At 74.1% G+C, this 15,752-nt stretch carries 15 protein-coding genes; 6 read left to right on the forward strand and 9 right to left on the reverse strand.

Going from position 1 to position 15,752, the window contains the following annotated elements; all coding sequences use genetic code 11:
• Positions 1 to 47 precede the first annotated feature (47 nt).
• Together AB0G32_RS27600 and AB0G32_RS27605 are read right to left on the reverse strand one after the other, a co-directional pair.
• A complete protein-coding gene (locus AB0G32_RS27600; RefSeq protein ID WP_361168784.1) occupies positions 48 to 569 on the reverse strand; it encodes a hypothetical protein in 522 nt (173 codons plus the stop codon).
• A complete protein-coding gene (locus AB0G32_RS27605) occupies positions 566 to 2,299 on the reverse strand; it encodes a PHP domain-containing protein (protein ID WP_361168787.1) in 1,734 nt (577 codons plus the stop codon). The genes AB0G32_RS27600 and AB0G32_RS27605 overlap by 4 nt, the downstream gene beginning before the upstream one ends.
• Positions 2,300 to 2,610: 311 nt before the next feature.
• Between AB0G32_RS27605 and AB0G32_RS27610 the strand changes: the two genes are divergently transcribed.
• Entirely contained in the window at positions 2,611 to 4,002 is a 1,392-nt protein-coding gene (locus AB0G32_RS27610) for a hypothetical protein (RefSeq protein WP_361168790.1), read from the forward strand.
• Here the strand turns inward: AB0G32_RS27610 and AB0G32_RS27615 are convergent.
• From AB0G32_RS27615 to AB0G32_RS27625, 3 genes are all read right to left on the reverse strand, one after another.
• Positions 3,989 to 5,053: a rhamnogalacturonan acetylesterase gene (locus tag AB0G32_RS27615; RefSeq protein ID WP_361168793.1), complete on the reverse strand. Its 1,065-nt coding sequence runs from the start codon at positions 5,051 to 5,053 to the stop codon at positions 3,989 to 3,991. The genes AB0G32_RS27610 and AB0G32_RS27615 overlap by 14 nt on opposite strands.
• 29 nt (positions 5,054 to 5,082) lie before the next feature.
• Positions 5,083 to 6,147: a glycoside hydrolase family 43 protein gene (locus tag AB0G32_RS27620; protein WP_361168796.1), complete on the reverse strand. Its 1,065-nt coding sequence runs from the start codon at positions 6,145 to 6,147 to the stop codon at positions 5,083 to 5,085.
• Positions 6,148 to 6,241: 94 nt separating this feature from the next.
• Positions 6,242 to 6,727: a hypothetical protein gene (locus tag AB0G32_RS27625; protein WP_361168799.1), complete on the reverse strand. Its 486-nt coding sequence runs from the start codon at positions 6,725 to 6,727 to the stop codon at positions 6,242 to 6,244.
• 120 nt (positions 6,728 to 6,847) lie between these two features.
• Here AB0G32_RS27625 and AB0G32_RS27630 point away from each other — a divergent pair, with 120 nt between their 5' ends.
• Positions 6,848 to 7,384, forward strand: a complete 537-nt coding sequence (locus AB0G32_RS27630; protein WP_361168802.1) for a hypothetical protein — start codon at positions 6,848 to 6,850, stop codon at positions 7,382 to 7,384.
• A 32-nt stretch (positions 7,385 to 7,416) separates the two neighbouring features.
• On the opposite strand, the gene AB0G32_RS27635 is transcribed toward AB0G32_RS27630, so the two are convergent.
• Positions 7,417 to 8,259, reverse strand: coding sequence for a class II glutamine amidotransferase (locus AB0G32_RS27635; RefSeq protein ID WP_361168805.1), 843 nt, complete (start codon positions 8,257 to 8,259; stop codon positions 7,417 to 7,419).
• A gap of 83 nt (positions 8,260 to 8,342) precedes the next feature.
• On the opposite strand from AB0G32_RS27635, the gene mmuM reads away from it, so the two are divergent.
• Positions 8,343 to 9,248, forward strand: coding sequence for a homocysteine S-methyltransferase (gene mmuM, locus AB0G32_RS27640; protein ID WP_361168808.1), 906 nt, complete (start codon positions 8,343 to 8,345; stop codon positions 9,246 to 9,248).
• Between the two features lie 211 nt (positions 9,249 to 9,459).
• Here mmuM and AB0G32_RS27645 read toward each other — a convergent pair whose 3' ends face one another.
• Entirely contained in the window at positions 9,460 to 10,365 is a 906-nt protein-coding gene (locus AB0G32_RS27645; protein WP_361168811.1) for an NAD(P)H-binding protein, read from the reverse strand.
• Positions 10,366 to 10,432: 67 nt separating this feature from the next.
• Here AB0G32_RS27645 and AB0G32_RS27650 point away from each other — a divergent pair, with 67 nt between their 5' ends.
• Complete coding sequence (locus tag AB0G32_RS27650; RefSeq protein ID WP_361168814.1) at positions 10,433 to 11,248, forward strand: LysR family transcriptional regulator; 816 nt, start codon at positions 10,433 to 10,435, stop codon at positions 11,246 to 11,248.
• Here the strand turns inward: AB0G32_RS27650 and AB0G32_RS27655 are convergent.
• Positions 11,245 to 12,150, reverse strand: coding sequence for an AraC family transcriptional regulator (locus AB0G32_RS27655; RefSeq protein WP_361168817.1), 906 nt, complete (start codon positions 12,148 to 12,150; stop codon positions 11,245 to 11,247). The genes AB0G32_RS27650 and AB0G32_RS27655 overlap by 4 nt on opposite strands.
• An 85-nt stretch (positions 12,151 to 12,235) precedes the next feature.
• Between AB0G32_RS27655 and AB0G32_RS27660 the strand changes: the two genes are divergently transcribed.
• Positions 12,236 to 13,039, forward strand: a complete 804-nt coding sequence (locus AB0G32_RS27660) for an alpha/beta hydrolase (RefSeq protein WP_361168820.1) — start codon at positions 12,236 to 12,238, stop codon at positions 13,037 to 13,039.
• A 162-nt stretch (positions 13,040 to 13,201) separates the two neighbouring features.
• Complete coding sequence (locus tag AB0G32_RS27665; RefSeq protein ID WP_361168823.1) at positions 13,202 to 15,343, forward strand: hypothetical protein; 2,142 nt, start codon at positions 13,202 to 13,204, stop codon at positions 15,341 to 15,343.
• Here AB0G32_RS27665 and AB0G32_RS27670 read toward each other — a convergent pair.
• Positions 15,283 to 15,732 carry an ATP-binding protein gene (locus AB0G32_RS27670; RefSeq protein WP_361168826.1) on the reverse strand — a complete coding sequence of 150 codons (450 nt, stop codon included), beginning with the start codon at positions 15,730 to 15,732 and terminating at the stop codon, positions 15,283 to 15,285. The genes AB0G32_RS27665 and AB0G32_RS27670 overlap by 61 nt on opposite strands.
• Between the last annotated feature and the right edge of the window lie 20 nt (positions 15,733 to 15,752).

The following is a 15,752-nucleotide window of genomic DNA, read 5'->3' on the forward strand; positions in this document are numbered from 1 at the left end:
TCACCGTAGGACGGGCGGGGAAGGGACCGGAAGCGCTTTATGTGCTGTCAGTGGTCCGCGCAGCAGGGGGTCGGGGCCGGGTCCTCGAACGGTACGAGGGTGCCGCCGATGTGCGGCATGGCGGCGAGCACCAGTTCGCCGTTCTCCCACTGGGGGCGGACGAACTCCCGGGTGACGAGCCGGGTGCCGGGGCCGGGTCCGGTGGGGGTGCCGAGGACCCGGACCCGTTCGATCGCGGAGCGGTCCAGCAGTTCCGCGACCGTGAGCGTGCCGGTCAGGGCGGCGGCGCCCGGGTAGAGCACCGCCCGCCCCCGGTCGTCCCAGGCGCCGTCCGTCACGCCGTGGCCCCGGTCGGTGAGCGCGGCGCGCGCGGTGTCGACCGCCGTCCGGGACCGGCTGCCCAGCGAGAGCGCCACCCGCCGCCGGCCGCCCTGCCGCACCAGGTGGGTGCAGCCGAACAGGCCGTCCGTTTCCGGGAGCTGGCCGGCCAGTTCGCGCAGCAGGTGGTCGGCGTCGCGCAGCGTCGTCACCTCGGTGTCGACGGCGATGACGTACGGCGGTGGGGTCACGACGGCAGGACCCAGACCGGGTTGGAGTAGAACCACAGGTCCTGCCACGGGTCGGCGTCGCCGACGACGTCGATGGCCGGGCCGTTCGGGTCGACGGCCGCGCCGTTCGCACCCACGGCGGACCGGTTGCCGTCGGTGCCGCGCAGCCGGAGGTAGACGGGGCGGTCGACGCGGCCGAGGTCGTAGGTGAGGGTGACCGTGCCGGCGTTCTTGTTGACCTCGTAGGACTTGACCACCTTGGCGGAGGGGGCGGTGAAGGTGTCCTTGTCCTTGACCTCGCCGGTGACGTCGCCCTGGATGACGTCGACGCGGGCCAGGGTGGGCTGGAAGCCGGCCCAGTTGGGGCCGCCGGCCAGGGCCACGTCGACGCTGAGGGTGACGCGGGTGCCCTTCTTGACCTGGAGGGCGCCGCCCAGGGTGGCCCAGCGGCTGCCGCCGGTGACCCGGACGTCGAGGCCGGAGAGGAGCTGGCCGTGGTCGACCCAGACCCGGCCGGCCCGGATGCCGTCCATCACGGCGGCGTAGGAGAAGGACTCGGCGCCGACGTGGGTGCGGCTGTAGTAGCCGGGCCAGAAGTCGTTCTCGGTGATGTCGATGGAGCCGTTGTAGACCGGGTCGTCGTAGCGGCCGTTGGTGTCGAAGTCGCCGCCGCCGCGGGCCGCGGTGTCGCCGTAGATCTGGTGCGAGTCGGAGTTGGCGGTGATCCACCAGGGCTTGCCCTCGGCGAGCAGGCTGTCCCACAGGCCGCCGACGGTGGCGGTCATCCAGTCGAAGCCGCCCCAGGTGCGGTAGGACTCCAGCGGGTAGTCGGCGAAGGAGTCGGAGCCGGGGCTGTTGTTGTAGATGCCGCGGGCGCCGCCGGGGCCGAGCGGCGCGGGCAGGCCGCCGGCCTGGTGGCCGGGGGCGCCCTCCATGCCGACGGCTATGCGGTGGCTCGCGGAGGTGGCGTCGCGCCAGGCGCGGATCTCGTGCGGGGAGTCGATGCCCTTGCGCGCCGGGTGGTTGGCCAGCATCAGGGCGTCCTTGACCTTGCGCCGCTTGACCTGGTCGGCGAGGAAGGCGAGGCCGGAGACGGCGAGCGCCTCGTTGGCGGGCGAGGAGCCGGTGGCGGCCTTGACCGCGCCGTCGTAGCCGGTTTCGAACTGCTTGAGGACGGAGACCTCGTTCTTGCCCGGGTGGACGAAGACGGTGCCGTGCTCGGCGGCCGGGATGTTCCACTCCAGGCCCTGGAAGACGAGGGTGTCCTGGTGGGCGCCGCGGGCATCCACGATGTCCGGGTTGACCTTCTCCACACCGATCTTGGCGTGGGTGGCGCTGCCGTGGTCGGTGATGACCAGCCAGTCCATGCCGTGCCGGGCGCCCTGGCGGACCTGGTCGCTGACCCGGTACTTGCCGTCGCTGCTGTACTGGGTGTGGATGTGGTGGTCACCGGCCAGCCACAGGAAGCCCTTCTTGCTGCCGCTGCCACTGCCGCCGCTGCTCCGGCTGCCGGCGAAGGCGGGAGCGGACGCGGCGCCCGCCAGCACGCTGCTCGCGGCCAGACCGGCGCCGAGCAGACCGGCTCTGCGCAGCAGGGTGCGCCGGGACTGCTGCTCGGGGCTGAGCGCCTCGTCGGGGACGGAGGTGTCGAACGCCGCGGGCAGGGGCGCCGTCTCGTGCGTGTGGTCGTGACCGTGGTCGTGGTCGTGATGGTGGTGATGTCCGTGCCCGTGCCCGTGCCCGTGACCCATGTCGCTCCTCCTGGATGGCCGCCGTCTGCGCGGCTGCGTCGCTGCGGCCGCACGGGGGGGGTGAGCGTGGGCCGCGTGAGGAGAATCGACGCACGAGGTGAATACCGGACGACCTGGACATGAGCGCAGGAGGATGACGACACGTCCGGTACGCCATTCCACCGCCGCCGCATGTCGGTCGTGTGACAAGGTGCCGGCCCCTTCTTGACGGTGTGTCAAGCAGCGCGATTCGATCGGCGCACACCCCCCCGCGCCGCCCTGTCCCGTCATGTCCGCGAGCCCCGCGGGCCCCAGGAAGGACCTCCGCCAGCATGCCCAGACCGTACCGGCGCACCGCCGTGACCCTCCTCGCCGCGCTCACGCTCGCCGCCACGACGGCCCTCACCACGTCGTCCGCCGCCACGGGTTTCGCGCCCGCGCCCCCGCCCAACCCGTACGCCGGTCCGGCCGGCACCGCCACGATGCACGGCGACACCGGTTCCTCCGACACCGCCCCGCTGGCCGGTCCCGGCGCCGGCGCCCTGTCCTCGTCCCGGACCGCCCTCGCCTCCGCCTGCCCCACCGTGCTGGCCGGCGCCGACGGCTACCCCGTCGCCCTGTGCACCCCGATCTTCGGGCAGGTCCCCACCGTGCACCTGCTGGACCCGGACGACGGCTCGTCGCTGGCCGAACTGGCCCTGACCAAGGGCTCGTTGCTCGGCGGCGTGTACGCCTACATCGGCCACCGGGACGCGGACGGGGGCTGGCAGCTCAGCGTCGACAGCAAGCTGTCCCTGGCCTCCGTCATCGCCGACGGGGACGCGGTCACCGGCCTCTCCCCCGACTGGCAGGGCCGGGTGTGGTTCGCCACCGGCAACGGTGTCGTCGGCACGGCGGACGACACCGCCGGGACCGTCCGGTCCGTCGCGTTGCCCGCCGGTGAGCGGGTGGCCAACAGCATCTCCACCGCGCCGCAGGGCACGGCCGTCACCACCACCCACGCCACCTATCTGCTCACCGCCGCGGCCGACGGCACCCCGAAGGTCATCTGGCGCAAGCCCTACGACCGGGGCACCGCCCGCAAGCCGGGCCTGCTGAGCTGGGGCAGCGGCTCCACCCCGACCTTCTTCGGCCCCGGCACGGGCACCGAGTACGTCACGATCGTCGACAACGCGGACGACGCCGCCCACCTGGAGGTGTACCGCACCTCGGACGGGTCCGAGGTCTGCCGGATCCCGGTGCTCGCGGCCGCCGGCGGCCCCGGCAGCGAGAACTCCCCGGTCGCCGTTGGCCGCAGCGTGTTCGTCGCCGGCACCTACGGCTACCCGTACCCGGCGGTGCCCGAGGGCGCCGGGGACAGCGTGCCCGCCTCGGCCGACTTCACCGGCGGTCTGACCCGGGTGGACGTCGACGCGGACGGGGCGGGCTGCGCGACGGTGTGGGACAACACCCTGCGCTCGGCGGCCGTGCCGAAGCTGTCGACGGCGGACGGTCTGCTCCGTACGGTGCTGCGCGATCCGCTGGTCCCGGGGACCAGGGGCACCAGCCTGCTGGACCCGTACCGCTACGCGGAGATCGACCCGGCGACGGGCACCGTGGTGCGCGCCGCGCGGGTCGGTGTCGGCGCCCTCTACGACACCTTGCAGATGGCGGGGACGGTCACCCCCGACGGTGCCTACCTCCAGGGCACCGTCACGGGCGTCCTGCGCGTCACCGCCGGATGAGCCGCCGGGGCAGCAGGCCCAGGTCACCGAGGGCGTCCCGGACCAGACCGGCGTACCGGGTGGCGCCGTACTCGGAGGTGTGGGTGTTGTCGCGCTTCTCGTCGGTGAGGTAGAGCGCCTTGGACTCCTCGACGCCCAGCGACTCCACCAGCGCCCTGGTGCGGGCGGTGAGGTCGATCAGGGGGACGTTTTGCTCGGCGGCGAGCGCCCGGATCACGGCCGGATGGTCGACGCCGAGGCCGTTGACCAGGAGGGCGGTGTCGTTGTCCAGGGTCCCGTCGGTGTTGAACCAGCGCCGCACGATCGGCGTGACCAGCACGGGCCGTCCGCCCTCGGCCCGCGCCCGGTCGACCAGCGTCTGGAGATTGGCCCGGTAGGTCGCCGCGTCCGTCGTCTTGTCGTTGTGGGCGAGCTGGATCAGCACCAGGTCGCCGGGGCGGATCAGCGGCCGGACGGTGTCCCACATCCGGGGATCGGCCAGGTAACTGACGGTGCTCTCCCCGGAGTCGGCGTGATTGGCCACCGACACCCCCTTGCGGAGGTACTGCGGCAGCCGCTGCCCCCACCCGGTGTACGGCTCGGCGGGCTGGTCGCAGACGGTGGAGTCACCGACCAGGAGGACCTGCCGGGCGTGCCGGGCCGGGGTGACCCGGATGCCGGCGAGGGCGGGCGCCGTACCGCCGACGGTCAGGTCGAGCCCCGGGCTGCCGTCCGGCCCGGCCGGCTCGCCCTCCGGGGTCCGCACGTCGACGGTGAAGGACCGGGCCACCCGCTTGCCCGCCGCCACCGCCGTCTCGGGCAGCAGCGCCCGCCGGGTCTCCCCGCCGATCGCCGTACGGGAGGCCGCGTCGCCGCCCAGCACCACCCGGACGTCGTACGTCCCGGCCGGCACGTCGAAGTGACAGACACCGGCGACGCAGTTCTCCGCGCCCGGGGCGAGCCGCCCGTCCTGGGCGCGGGCGGGCGCGGCGGTCGCCGGCACGCCGACGCCCAGCACGACCGCCACCGCCAGGGCGGCCCACGACCTTCCGGTACTTCCGGTACGCCTCATCAGTCCCGTGTACACCTGCGGCCCCCCTCTCACACCGTGTCCGCGACCGGAACACCGAAGTCGGGCGTCCCGTCCGGCCGCCAGCCCAGCCGCTGCACCCGGGTGTGCCGGTTGGGATCGTGCAGCGGGTCGCCGTCGATCTCCTTGTACTGGCGGGCGTGGTAGACGAGCACGTCGGTACGGCCGTCCTCGGCGACGGTGAAGCTGTTGTGGCCGGGGCCGTACTGCCCGGTGGTGTCGTCGCTGGTGAAGACGGGGACCGGCGACTTGTGCCAGCTCGCCGGGTCCATCAGGTCGGCGTCCGCGTCGGCGGTGAGCAGCCCCATGCAGTAGTTGGCGTCGGTGGCGGCGGCGGAGTACGTCATGAACAGCCGGCCGTTGCGGCGGATGACCGACGCCCCCTCGTTGACCTTGAACCCGACGCACTCCCAGGCGTACTCGGGGGTGGAGAGCCGTATCTGAGGACCCGTCAGAGTCCAGGGGTTCGCCATCTCCGACAGCCACAGCGCGGTGTTGTTGGCCATGTCCGGCTCGTGCTGGGCCCAGGCGAGATAGCGGGTGCCGCGGTGGGTGAAGGTGGTGGCGTCCAGGGAGAACGTCTCCCAGGCGGTCTTGAGCTGCCCCTTCTCCGTCCACGTCCCCTGGAACGGGTCGCGGTGGGCGTTCTCCAGCACCCAGATCCGGATGTCCCACACACTCTCGGCGGGCGCGGCGGCGAAGTAGATGTACCACTTGCCGTCGATCCGGTGGATCTCCGGCGCCCAGATGTGCGCGCCCATGTCACCGGTGGCGTGCTTGGTCCAGAGGACGGACTCGGCGGCACTCGCCAGCCCGTTGAGGGTGCGGGAGCGGCGCAGGACGATCCGGTCGTACTCGGGGGCGGTCGCGGTGAAGTAGTAGTAGCCGTCGGTGTGCCGGTTGATGTGCGGGTCGGCCCGGTTGCGGACCAGCGGATTGGTGTACGGGGCGGCCGGCGCCGGTGTGGCGGCGTGGGCGGCGGCGGGCACGGCCGTGAGGGCGCCGGCGGCCGCGGCGCCCTTCAGCAGCAGTCGGCGGCCCGGCACTTCGGGGGTTTCGGCGGTGCGGCGGCTCATGCGGTGCCTCTCTCGTTCGAGCGACTCTGTTCGAGGTTGCGAACGGCATCTGACATGACGAACGCCGACAAGGTAGAGGTGTGCCGGGGCGAGGTCAACGGGTCGTGAGCGACGGATCACCCTCGGCGTCGGCGCGGTGGAGGTCGCCGACGGCGTCCGCGTAATAGACGGACCCCGCGAGGTGCTGGGCGAGTTGACGGAAGCTCCAGCCCGCGCCGGGCGAGTGGTCGAGCTGCTCGTCGGTGAGCGCGCCGAGCCGGTCGGCCCAGATCCGGGCCAGCCGGGTGAGCCGGCTGCGGGCCTCGTCGAGGTCCTCGTCGGTGAAGCGGGCGAGGTCCGCCTCGGTGGTGCTGGCGGAGGCGTGCCAGTGGTCGGGCAGCGGCTCCGCGCCGGCGAGCCGGTCCTCCAACTCGGCGAGGTGGTCGACGAGATGGTCGGCGACCCGGCGGATCGCCTTGTGCGGGGTGTAGACGCGGTCGTCGATGCGGGCCGGCCGCCCGTCCCAGTGGGTCCAGGTGGCGGCGCGGGTGAGGACGTGATCGACCATGCCGGTGACGGCTGCAGCGGGGGTGTGTGCCATGTCCGGAACGATAGGTACCGGTTCCTTCGGTCCCGGCCGAAGTATCCACGGGTGCGGGCCGGGTACCCGGACGGTCACATGAGGTCACCGAGCCGGCTGACACCCACGGAAAGGCTGGAGATGACGGACAGAGCACAGCACAGCGACCGGCCGAAGCGGCGCCGCCGGGACAGCTTATGGGCCATCGGCCTGTTCGCCCTGGTCGCCGGCGTCGTCGTCCGCCTGGTCTTCACCGGCCTGTCGGGCTGGCCGTCGGCCGTGCTGGGGGCGGTGGCGATGGCGTTCTGGACACCGTGGCTGATCCAGCGCGTCCGCCGCCGGGAGGCCACCGCCGCCGGCACCGGACCGGACGACATCCCCGGCATGGAACGCCAGATCCTCAAGGGCGCGCCGCCGCCCGCGGACCCGGTGCGGCGCCGGGAGATGGCGGCCCTGGTCGACTCCCGCCGGCGCCGCCTGCGCCGCAACCGCTGGTGGGCGTTCCCGCTGCTGGCCCTGATGTTCTTCGGCACGTCGGTCCTGTGGTTCACGGCGGGCTCCGTCACCGCGGGCAGCCTGATGCTCGTCTTCGCGGTGCTGTTCATGACCTGGCTGACGTGGTTCCACCTGCGTTTCGACCGGCGGCTCACACAGATGCGGCGGCGGTTGCAGAGCTGACCGTCGATTCGGTCGCTCGCGGGCGGCCGGGGCTACGGCGCCCGGGGAACGAAGTCGAACATCGCGTCGCCCTCCGGGCGTACCACGCCGTACGTGCTCTCCGGGACCTCGTTCCACACGCCCGGCAGGTCGCCGAGGGGTTCGGAGACGATGAGCCGGGTGGTGTCGGAGGCTTCGCGCAGGAAGTCCAGGTCGGGGTGGAGGGAGCGGAGGGTCTCGACCCGGGTGCTGTAGAAGAGGGAGCGGGAGGCTCCCTGGCTGGAGTAGCGGAAGGACCACAGGCGCCGGCCGTCGGTGACGGCGACCGTCATCTGGAGCGGGTACTCGATGCCGTGCTGGTGGCCGACCCGTTCCACCAGGCCGGCCATCCGGGCCACCGCGCCCGGCGGGTCGTCCTCCAGGCCGAAGGTGAGCGCCAGGTAGAACATCACCTCGGAGTCGGTCGAGCCCTCGACGTGCAGGAAGAGGTCCGGGTCGACGGCCAGCACCAGGTCGCGCCGGACCCGGGAGAAGTCGGCGACCGCGCCGTTGTGCATCCACATCCAGCGGCCGTGCCGGAACGGGTGGCAGTTGGTCTGCTGGACGGCGGAGCCGGTGGAGGCCCGGATGTGGGCGAAGAACAGGTGCGAGCGGACGTGGCCGGCGATCTCCCGGAGGGTGCGGTTGCTCCAGGCGGGGCCGATCTCCCGGATGACGGCCGGGGTCTCCTTGGCGGTGCCGGACGTCCCGTACCAGCCGACGCCGAAGCCGTCGCCGTTGGTGGTCTCGACGCCCATCTTGGCGTGCAGGCTCTGGTCGATCAGTGAGTGCTGCGGCTTGTAGATCATGTTTTCGAGCAGGATCGGGGAGCCCGAGTAGGCAAGCCAACGGCACATCGTCCCACCGCCCGGTCGTCGTGTTCATCCGCTCCCCTCAGGATCGCAGGACCGTCTGCCGGACGCCCGCTAACGTCGAAGGCATGTCCACCGACCTGGCCGGAGCCCTCGCCGCACGTCCCCTCGTCCTGGACGGCGGCCTGTCCAACCAGCTGGCGGCCGCCGGGCACGACCTGAGTGACGCGCTGTGGTCGGCGCGGCTGCTGGACGAGCGGCCCGAGGCGGTCGTCGAGGCGCACCGCGCGTACTACGCGGCGGGCGCGGACGTGGCGATCACGGCGAGTTACCAGGCGACCTTCGAGGGGTTCGCGGCGCGCGGTGCCGGCCGGGCGCGGGCGGCGGAGCTGATGGCGCTCAGTGTGGAGCTGGCCCGGGAGGCGGCCCGGCGGGCCGGGGACGGCCGGCGGCGGTGGGTGGCGGCGTCGGCGGGCCCGTACGGGGCGATGCTCGCGGACGGGTCGGAGTACCGGGGGCGGTACGGGCGCACCGTGGCCGAGCTGGAGCGGTTCCACCGCCCCCGGCTGGAGGTGCTGGCCGCCGCCGCTCCGGACGTCCTCGCCCTGGAGACGGTGCCGGACGCCGACGAGGCGGCGGCGCTGCTGCGGGCGGTGCGGGGGCTCGGGGTGCCGGCCTGGCTGTCGTACACCGTGGACGGCGACCGGACCCGTGCCGGTCAGCCCCTGGAGGAGGCGTTCGGGCTCGCCGCCGAGGTGGCGGAGGTGGTCGCGGTGGGGGTGAACTGCTGCGCCCCGGCGGACGTGGCGCACGCTGTCGCGGTCGCGGCGCGGGTGACGGGCAAGCCGGTCGTGGCGTATCCGAACAGCGGGGAGTCCTGGGACGCCGGAACCCGGGCGTGGACCGGGCCGGGCACCTTCGACGCGGGGCGGGTGCGGGGCTGGCGGGACGCGGGGGCACGGCTGATCGGGGGGTGCTGCCGGGTGGGTCCGGGGGCGATCACGGAGGTACGGCGGGCGCTGGCCGGGGGCTGAACGGCGGCCGGCCAGGGGGCGAGCACGGAGGCGGGGCGCGCGCCGGGCCCCGGGCCAGGCACGCGCGGGCCGGGCGTATGCCGTGGACACCGGCCGCCGTCCGTGACAGGTTCAGCGCCGAGGAGCGCGGGAGCGGCTGCGGGAGTGTGTCGGACCGCTGTCCCGCCTCACGGCCCGCGTTGCCGCCCGCCTCATCGGGACGGAGTCCGCCTTACCGGGACGGGGTCCGGACGGCGGGTTTGAGGACCTCCTCGCACCAGGTGCGGAAGTCCGTCGGGCTCGCGGTCCCCGGCGTGCGCCGGACACCGTCGTCGAGGCCCTCGTCCTTGGCCCGCGCCATGGCTACGAAGCCGTCCGTCGGCGCGGGTCCGGCGCCGCGTGCGACGAGGGCCGCGCGGACGTCGTCGAGCGACTGCCGTACGTAGCGGACCGGCCGGCCGAGCACCTCGGACATGATCCGCGCCATGTCGTTGGCCGAGAGGTCCTCGGGGCCCAGCACCGGGACCTCGCCCACGCCCGTCCAGGAGCGGTCGAGCAGCAGGCCGGCGGCGGCCGCGGCGATGTCCCGGGTGGCGGCCAGCGGTGCCTTGCGGTCGGGGGCGACGGTGTCGGCGTACACGCCGTCGTCGCGGATCGAGGCCACCTGCCGCAGCAGGTTGTCCATGAAGGACGGGTTGGCCAGCGCCCGGTAGGCCACGCCCGTGTCCGCGATGAGGTCGTCCATGGCCAGCGACGCCGTCACGTGCCCGGCGCGGCCGGCGACCGGCGTGCCGCGGCCGAGCGCCGAGACCCCGACGACGTGTCCGACCCCGTGGGCGGCGAACGCCTTGGCGGCGGGGCGGGTGAACCCCGAGTACACGTCGTCCAGGGTCGGTGCCGGGGCGCCGGACGGGACGACCCAGAAGACGGCGTCCGCGCCCGCGAAGGCGCGGTCGACGACCTCGGGGTCGCCGTGCGAGCCGGTGACGACGTCGACCCGGTCGCGGACCGCGTCGGACAGACTCGCGGGGTCGCGCACGACGACCCGCAGTTCCTCGCCGCGGGCGGGCGCCCCGGCGAGCAGGAGGTCCAGGAGCCGGCTGCCGATTCTGCCGGTGGGAGTGGTAATGACGATCATGTGTCGAGTCTCGGAGCGGGCGCGCATGGCGTCCAATACCTTCCCGGGCGATTGATACCTTGCGGGCATGGATTCCGAAGGCCCGGATCTCGATCTGCGCAAGCTCCGCTACTTCGTCACGGTGGCCGAGCACCGGCACTTCGGCCGGGCGGCGGCGGAACTCTTCATCACGCAGCCGGTGCTCAGCCGTCAGATCAAGGCGTTCGAGCAGGAGCTGGGGTGCTCACTGCTGGTGCGGACCACCCGCAGCGTGCAGCTGACCGCCGCCGGGGAGCGGCTGCGCGAGGAGGGGCGGTCGGTCCTCGCGGCCGTCACCGCGGCGGTACGGCGCGTGCAGGACGCCGACCGGGGCGTGCGGCGGCTGGTCGTCGCCTTCTCCCCCGGGCTGTCCGTGTCGGACGCGCTGCGGGCGTTCACGGCCCGCCATCCCGGCGTCGAGACCGATGTGGTGCCGACCCGCTGGTGGGACCAGGACGCGCCGCTCCGCGACGGCCGGGCCCAAGTCGGCTACCTGCGACGGCCGTTCGACGAATCCGGGCTGCACACCGTCCCCATCGGCCACGAACCCCGGGTGGTCTGCGTACCCGTCAGCCACCCGCTGGCCGGCCGCCGGGACGTCACCTCCGCCGACCTGGACGGCGAGCGGATGCTCGACGCGCGGCGGACGACGTCGATGGAGGAGAAGTTCGAGCTGATCGCCGCCGGCCACGGCATCGCGCTCATGCCGCTGAGCGCCGCGCGGGCCTACTCCCGTCCCGACCTCGCCCTCCTCCCGGTCACGGACTTCCCGGGCACCGAGACCTGCCTGGCCGTCTTCCCGGACCGGCGCGACAAGCTGCTCCGCGACTTCCTGGAGATCGCCACCGCGACCCTGCGTTCCTAGAGGGTTTCGCCGGCGCGCCAGGCCGCGGGCGGGGTTCCAGCCAGGCGGCGGAAGAACGTGGTGAAGTTCCCGGTGTCCGAGAAGCCCAGGCGGCGGGCGCAGGCGCCCACGGTGAGGTCGGTGTGGGCGAGCAGCCGCTTGGCCTCCAGCAGGACGCGCTGGTCCAGGAGTGCCTTGGCGCCGATGCCCGCGGCGGCCCGGGTGGCCCGGGTGAGGGTGCGCACGTCGTAGCCCAACGCCCTTGCGTAGTCCCCCACTTGATGCCATTCGGCGAAGTGTTCCTCGACGGCGGCCCGGTAGCCGCGGAAGACGTCGACCGGGCCGTCCGGGGCGGTGGGCGTGGTGCTCGTGGTGCTCGTGGTGCTCGTGGTGCTCGTGGTGCTCGTGGTGCTCGTGGCGGGCAGCGTACGCAGCAGCAGGGCCGCCAGCAGATGGGAGAGGAGCCCGGGGGACGCGAGGGCCGGGTGGCCCACCGCCGCGTCGTGCTCGCGCCGCAGGTGTTCGGCGGCGAGCAGGGCGAGGGTGAGCCGCTGCCGGTCCAGGTGCCAGCCGGCCGGGGTGGCGGCCTCCGCCGCCGTGCAGCCGGGCGGCAGGAAACCGGGCCGGAAGAGTATCAACGGCCCGTCGCAGGCGTCCACATCACGCCAGCGGTGCACCATGCCCGGCCTGATCCATACGGCGCTGCCCTCCTCCAGTTCGTAGCCGTGGAAGTCGGCCTCGTGCGCGCCGGTGCCCGCGCCGATCAGGGCGAGGACATGGAAGTCGGGGCGCTGGGGGCGGACGCGGCGGCGCTCGGGATCCATCGCGCGCAGCGCGGCGAAGTCGAGGACTTCCACGCCGTACGCCGATCCGACGGCGGGCAGGTAACGCAGTTGCCGTACGGCGTCGTGTCCGCTTTTCACAACCACCGTGCCTCTTTCCGCAAGGGAGCGGAGCCGCTCCGACCTACCGTCGAAGGCCCGAACCAGTTTACGGAAAGGCATGACGATGACGGAAACGACAACCACGGTGCCGGTCGCGGACGGCTCCCTGGACGTGCGGGTGAACGGCGCCGGCGCACCGGCGCTGGTGTTCGTCCACTACTGGGGCGGCTCCGCCGACACCTGGACCGGCGTGCTCGACCACCTGCCGCCCGGGCAGGCCACCGTCCGCTACGACCAGCGCGGCTGGGGCACCTCGCGGGCGCTGCCCGGCCCGTACCACCTCGATCGGCTCGCCGACGACCTCGCCCGCGTCGTCGAGACCTGCGTGCCGGGGCCGTACGTGCTGGTCGGGCACTCGATGGGCGGCAAGGCGAGCCTGCTCCTCGCGGCCCGCCGTCCGGCCGGGCCGGCCGGTCTGGTGCTGGTCGCGCCCGCGCCGCCGCAGCCGCCGGCCGCGGTGACCGAGGAGTACCGGCAGGGCCTCGCGCACGCCTACGACTCCCCGGAGACGGTGGCGCACGCCCTGGACCAGGTCCTGACCGCCACCCCGCTGTCCGGGACCGTACGGGCCACCGCCGTGCGCGACAGCCTGGCCGCCGCCGGCGACGAGGCCCGGCTGGAGTGGCCGTTGCGCGGGATCGCCCGGGACATCACCTCCGCCGCGCGGGACATCGACATTCCGGTGGCGGTACTGGCCGGGGAGCGGGACGTGGTGGAACCGCCGCACGTCCTGCGCGACCACCTGCTCCCGCACCTCCCGGGGGCCACCCTGACGACCGTCCCGGCCGTCGGCCACCTGCTCCCCCTGGAGGCGCCCGGCGCCGTCGCGGCGGCGCTGACGGAGTTCGTCGCGGGGCTCGGCAGCTGAACCGGCGGCCGATCCCGCCGTACCGTGCCGCGACAACCGGTTTCGTTCAGCGAAGGCCACAAACCGGTCGGGCTTCGGCCAAGACCCGACACACCGTCCGCACGGCCGCACGGGCTGCTGTACTGCTGCCCCACCGGCTGATCTGGGGGATCGGGGCGGCAGTTGGAAGCGAACTTCCACGCGCGGGACATCAGCGGAACGCTGATCGTCGGGGACGGCAACGACGTCAATGTCGTGAACCACGTCGTCGTGTTCGACCACGGGTCCACCGCGGCGCCGGCGGCCGAGGGGCCGCCTCGGGTGCGGCGCCGGCCGCGTCCGGCACAGTGGGCCCGGCCGCCCCGGGCCCCGGTGCTGCTCGGGCGCGACGCGGAGTGCGCCCGGGTCCGCGACCGCCTCGCCCAGGGGTACGCGGTCCAGGTCCACGGCCCGTCGGGCAGCGGTCGCACGGCCCTGCTGAGCCGGATCGCGGCGGACCACGGCACTGGGACGGACGCCGCCGTGGTCTTCGTAGCGGCGGCCGGGCGGAGCGCCGAGGACGTGCTCCAACTGGTCTTCGAGGCGTGCCACGACACCGAGGACTACAAGCCCGGTGCCGCGCTGCTGCGGCGGCTGATGGCACCGGTGGAGGCCCTGGTCGTCGTCGACGACTTCGAGGACCCGGACCCCGGCGCGCTCACCGCCCTGCGGAACACGCTGCCCGGCTGTGACGTACTGGTCTCCTCGGCCCGGCCGGGCCCGGCGGAACCGGGCGCCGCCACCCGCGGCTGCCGGCTCGGCGGACTGTCGGCCGACGCGTCGCTCGCCCTGCTGGCGCGGGAGTCGGGCCGCCCGCTGAGCGAGACGGAGGCACGGGAGGCGGCCCGGTTCGCCGCCGAGGTGCACGGCCATCCGCGGGCCCTGGTCGCGGCGGCGGCCCTGCTGGAGGCGGGCAGCGGCACCGCGGCCTTCACCGCGGACGAGGACGCCAGGGCCGCGGGGCTCGCCGGGCGGCTCGGCCCGGCGGCCGCCCGGCTGCTCGGCGCGCTCAGCGCCTTCCAGCCGCTCGCGGTGCCCACAGCCCTCTTCGACGCGGCCGGCGTCGGAACCCCGGCCCCCGGCACCCTGACGGAACTGCACCGGCTCCGCCTGATCACCCACGAGCACGGCGGCTACCGGGCCACCACGCCGCTCGCCGTCCGCACCGCCGAGCAGGCCGGCACCCTGCGGGACGCCGCCGACGCCGCGCCCGGCCTCACCGACTGGCTCGGCCGCCGCCCCGCCCGGCATACCGTCGCCGCCGCCTCGGGCCTGGTCCGCCGCGCCCTCGCGGACGCCGCGCGCCGGGGCGACGACACGGCCGTACGGGACCTGGCGCGGGCCGCCGCGCCGATGCTGGCCCGGAGCCTGTGCTGGGGCACCTGGCAGGAGGTGCTGACGCTGGGTAAAGTGGCCGCCACGCGGCTCGGCGCCACGGCGGACGTGGCGTACTTCGCGCACGAGGAGGACGTCCGGCGCCGGGCGCTGGGCCTGGCAGCGGTCGGCGCGGGCCTCGCCTCGGCTGCCGGGGGCCTCGCGGTCGGACAGGCGATCAACGGCACGGACCCGCCGCCGGCGGACGGCGGGACCGCGGCGGCCGGGGGTTCCGGCGCCGGGCTGGGCGGCCCGCTGGCGGCCGGGCTCGGCGTCCTGGTGCTGGGGATCGCCGGTCTGCTGGCGGGGCTGCTCGCGTCGGGCGACGACGGCACGCCGACCGCGCGCCCCTCGGCCACCGCGACGGCCTCCGGCCCGGCCGCCGCCCCCGTTCTCCCCAGCACCTCCGAACCGACCCGGCCGGACCCGGGCAAGCCCTCCGAGCAGCCGACGAGTCCGGACCCCGGGCAGCGCGTGACCCCCCGGCCCGACACCGAACCACCGGACGACACCTCCCGCCCGGCCTCCCCGCCGACCGTCGGCGAACAGCCGTCCTTCTGCCTGCTGACCGGTCACAACTCGGACGGCTTCACCGCGATCCCGGTGGGCAGCGAGGACACCCGCACGACCACCTACACCGCCTCCGACTGCGACAGCGACGCCGAGGTCACCCTCTCCGTCACACCGGACACCCAGCCGCCGTCCGTCACCGTGGAGCACCAGGGATGCACGCCCAGCGGTGAACGGGAACTGCTCTGCTCCATTCTCATCACCTTCCGCCCCCAGGTCGCCGGCTCCTACACGTCCCTGCTGGACGTGGCCCACGACGGCGACACGACCGGCATGACGATCTACACCGAAGCGCTGCCGGCGGAGGCCCCCGAGGAGGAGGCGGACGGCACCGGCGGCTGAACCAGGAACTCGCACCACACGGTCTTGCCCGGGTCGCGCTCGTCCACCCCCCACTTGTCGGCCAGCGCCGCCACCAGCAACAGCCCGCGCCCGCCCTCGTCCGGCTCCCTGACAGCCGGTACGCCGCCCCCGCTGTCGTGCACCTCGATCCGCAGGCCGCCGCCGTCGCCGTACGGCAGCAGCCGGAGCAGGAAGCCGCGGCCCGGGGGTACGCCGTGCAGCAGGGCGTTGGTGGTCAGTTCGCTGACGCAGAGCAGGATGTCGTCCGTGCGGCCGCGCACGTTCCAGTCGGTGAGCGCCCGGTGCGTGAATGCCCGCGCGGCGGGCACGGAGTGGCGTTCCCGGCGGTAGAACCGCTCACGCGGCCCGGGTGGAGTTTCGCTGTTCACGGAACGATGGTGACGCTGTG

The organism is Streptomyces sp. NPDC023723 (genome assembly GCF_040639815.1).
Classification (GTDB): Bacteria; Actinomycetota; Actinomycetes; order Streptomycetales; family Streptomycetaceae; genus Streptomyces.

Excerpts from the sequence above, each read along its gene's own strand:
- AB0G32_RS27650 (WP_361168814.1), top strand. The coding sequence starts at position 10,433 with ATGGATTCCGAAGGCCCGGATCTCGATCTGCGCAAGCTCCGCTACTTC.
- mmuM (WP_361168808.1), top strand. The coding sequence starts at position 8,343 with ATGTCCACCGACCTGGCCGGAGCCCTCGCCGCACGTCCCCTCGTCCTG.
- AB0G32_RS27645 (WP_361168811.1), bottom strand. The coding sequence starts at position 10,365 with ATGATCGTCATTACCACTCCCACCGGCAGAATCGGCAGCCGGCTCCTG.
- AB0G32_RS27630 (WP_361168802.1), top strand. The coding sequence starts at position 6,848 with ATGACGGACAGAGCACAGCACAGCGACCGGCCGAAGCGGCGCCGCCGG.
- AB0G32_RS27620 (WP_361168796.1), bottom strand. The coding sequence starts at position 6,147 with ATGAGCCGCCGCACCGCCGAAACCCCCGAAGTGCCGGGCCGCCGACTG.
- AB0G32_RS27605 (WP_361168787.1), bottom strand. The coding sequence starts at position 2,299 with ATGGGTCACGGGCACGGGCACGGGCACGGACATCACCACCATCACGAC.
- AB0G32_RS27625 (WP_361168799.1), bottom strand. The coding sequence starts at position 6,727 with ATGGCACACACCCCCGCTGCAGCCGTCACCGGCATGGTCGATCACGTC.
- AB0G32_RS27660 (WP_361168820.1), top strand. The coding sequence starts at position 12,236 with ATGACGGAAACGACAACCACGGTGCCGGTCGCGGACGGCTCCCTGGAC.
- AB0G32_RS27635 (WP_361168805.1), bottom strand. The coding sequence starts at position 8,259 with ATGTGCCGTTGGCTTGCCTACTCGGGCTCCCCGATCCTGCTCGAAAAC.
- AB0G32_RS27615 (WP_361168793.1), bottom strand. The coding sequence starts at position 5,053 with ATGAGGCGTACCGGAAGTACCGGAAGGTCGTGGGCCGCCCTGGCGGTG.
- AB0G32_RS27610 (WP_361168790.1), top strand. The coding sequence starts at position 2,611 with ATGCCCAGACCGTACCGGCGCACCGCCGTGACCCTCCTCGCCGCGCTC.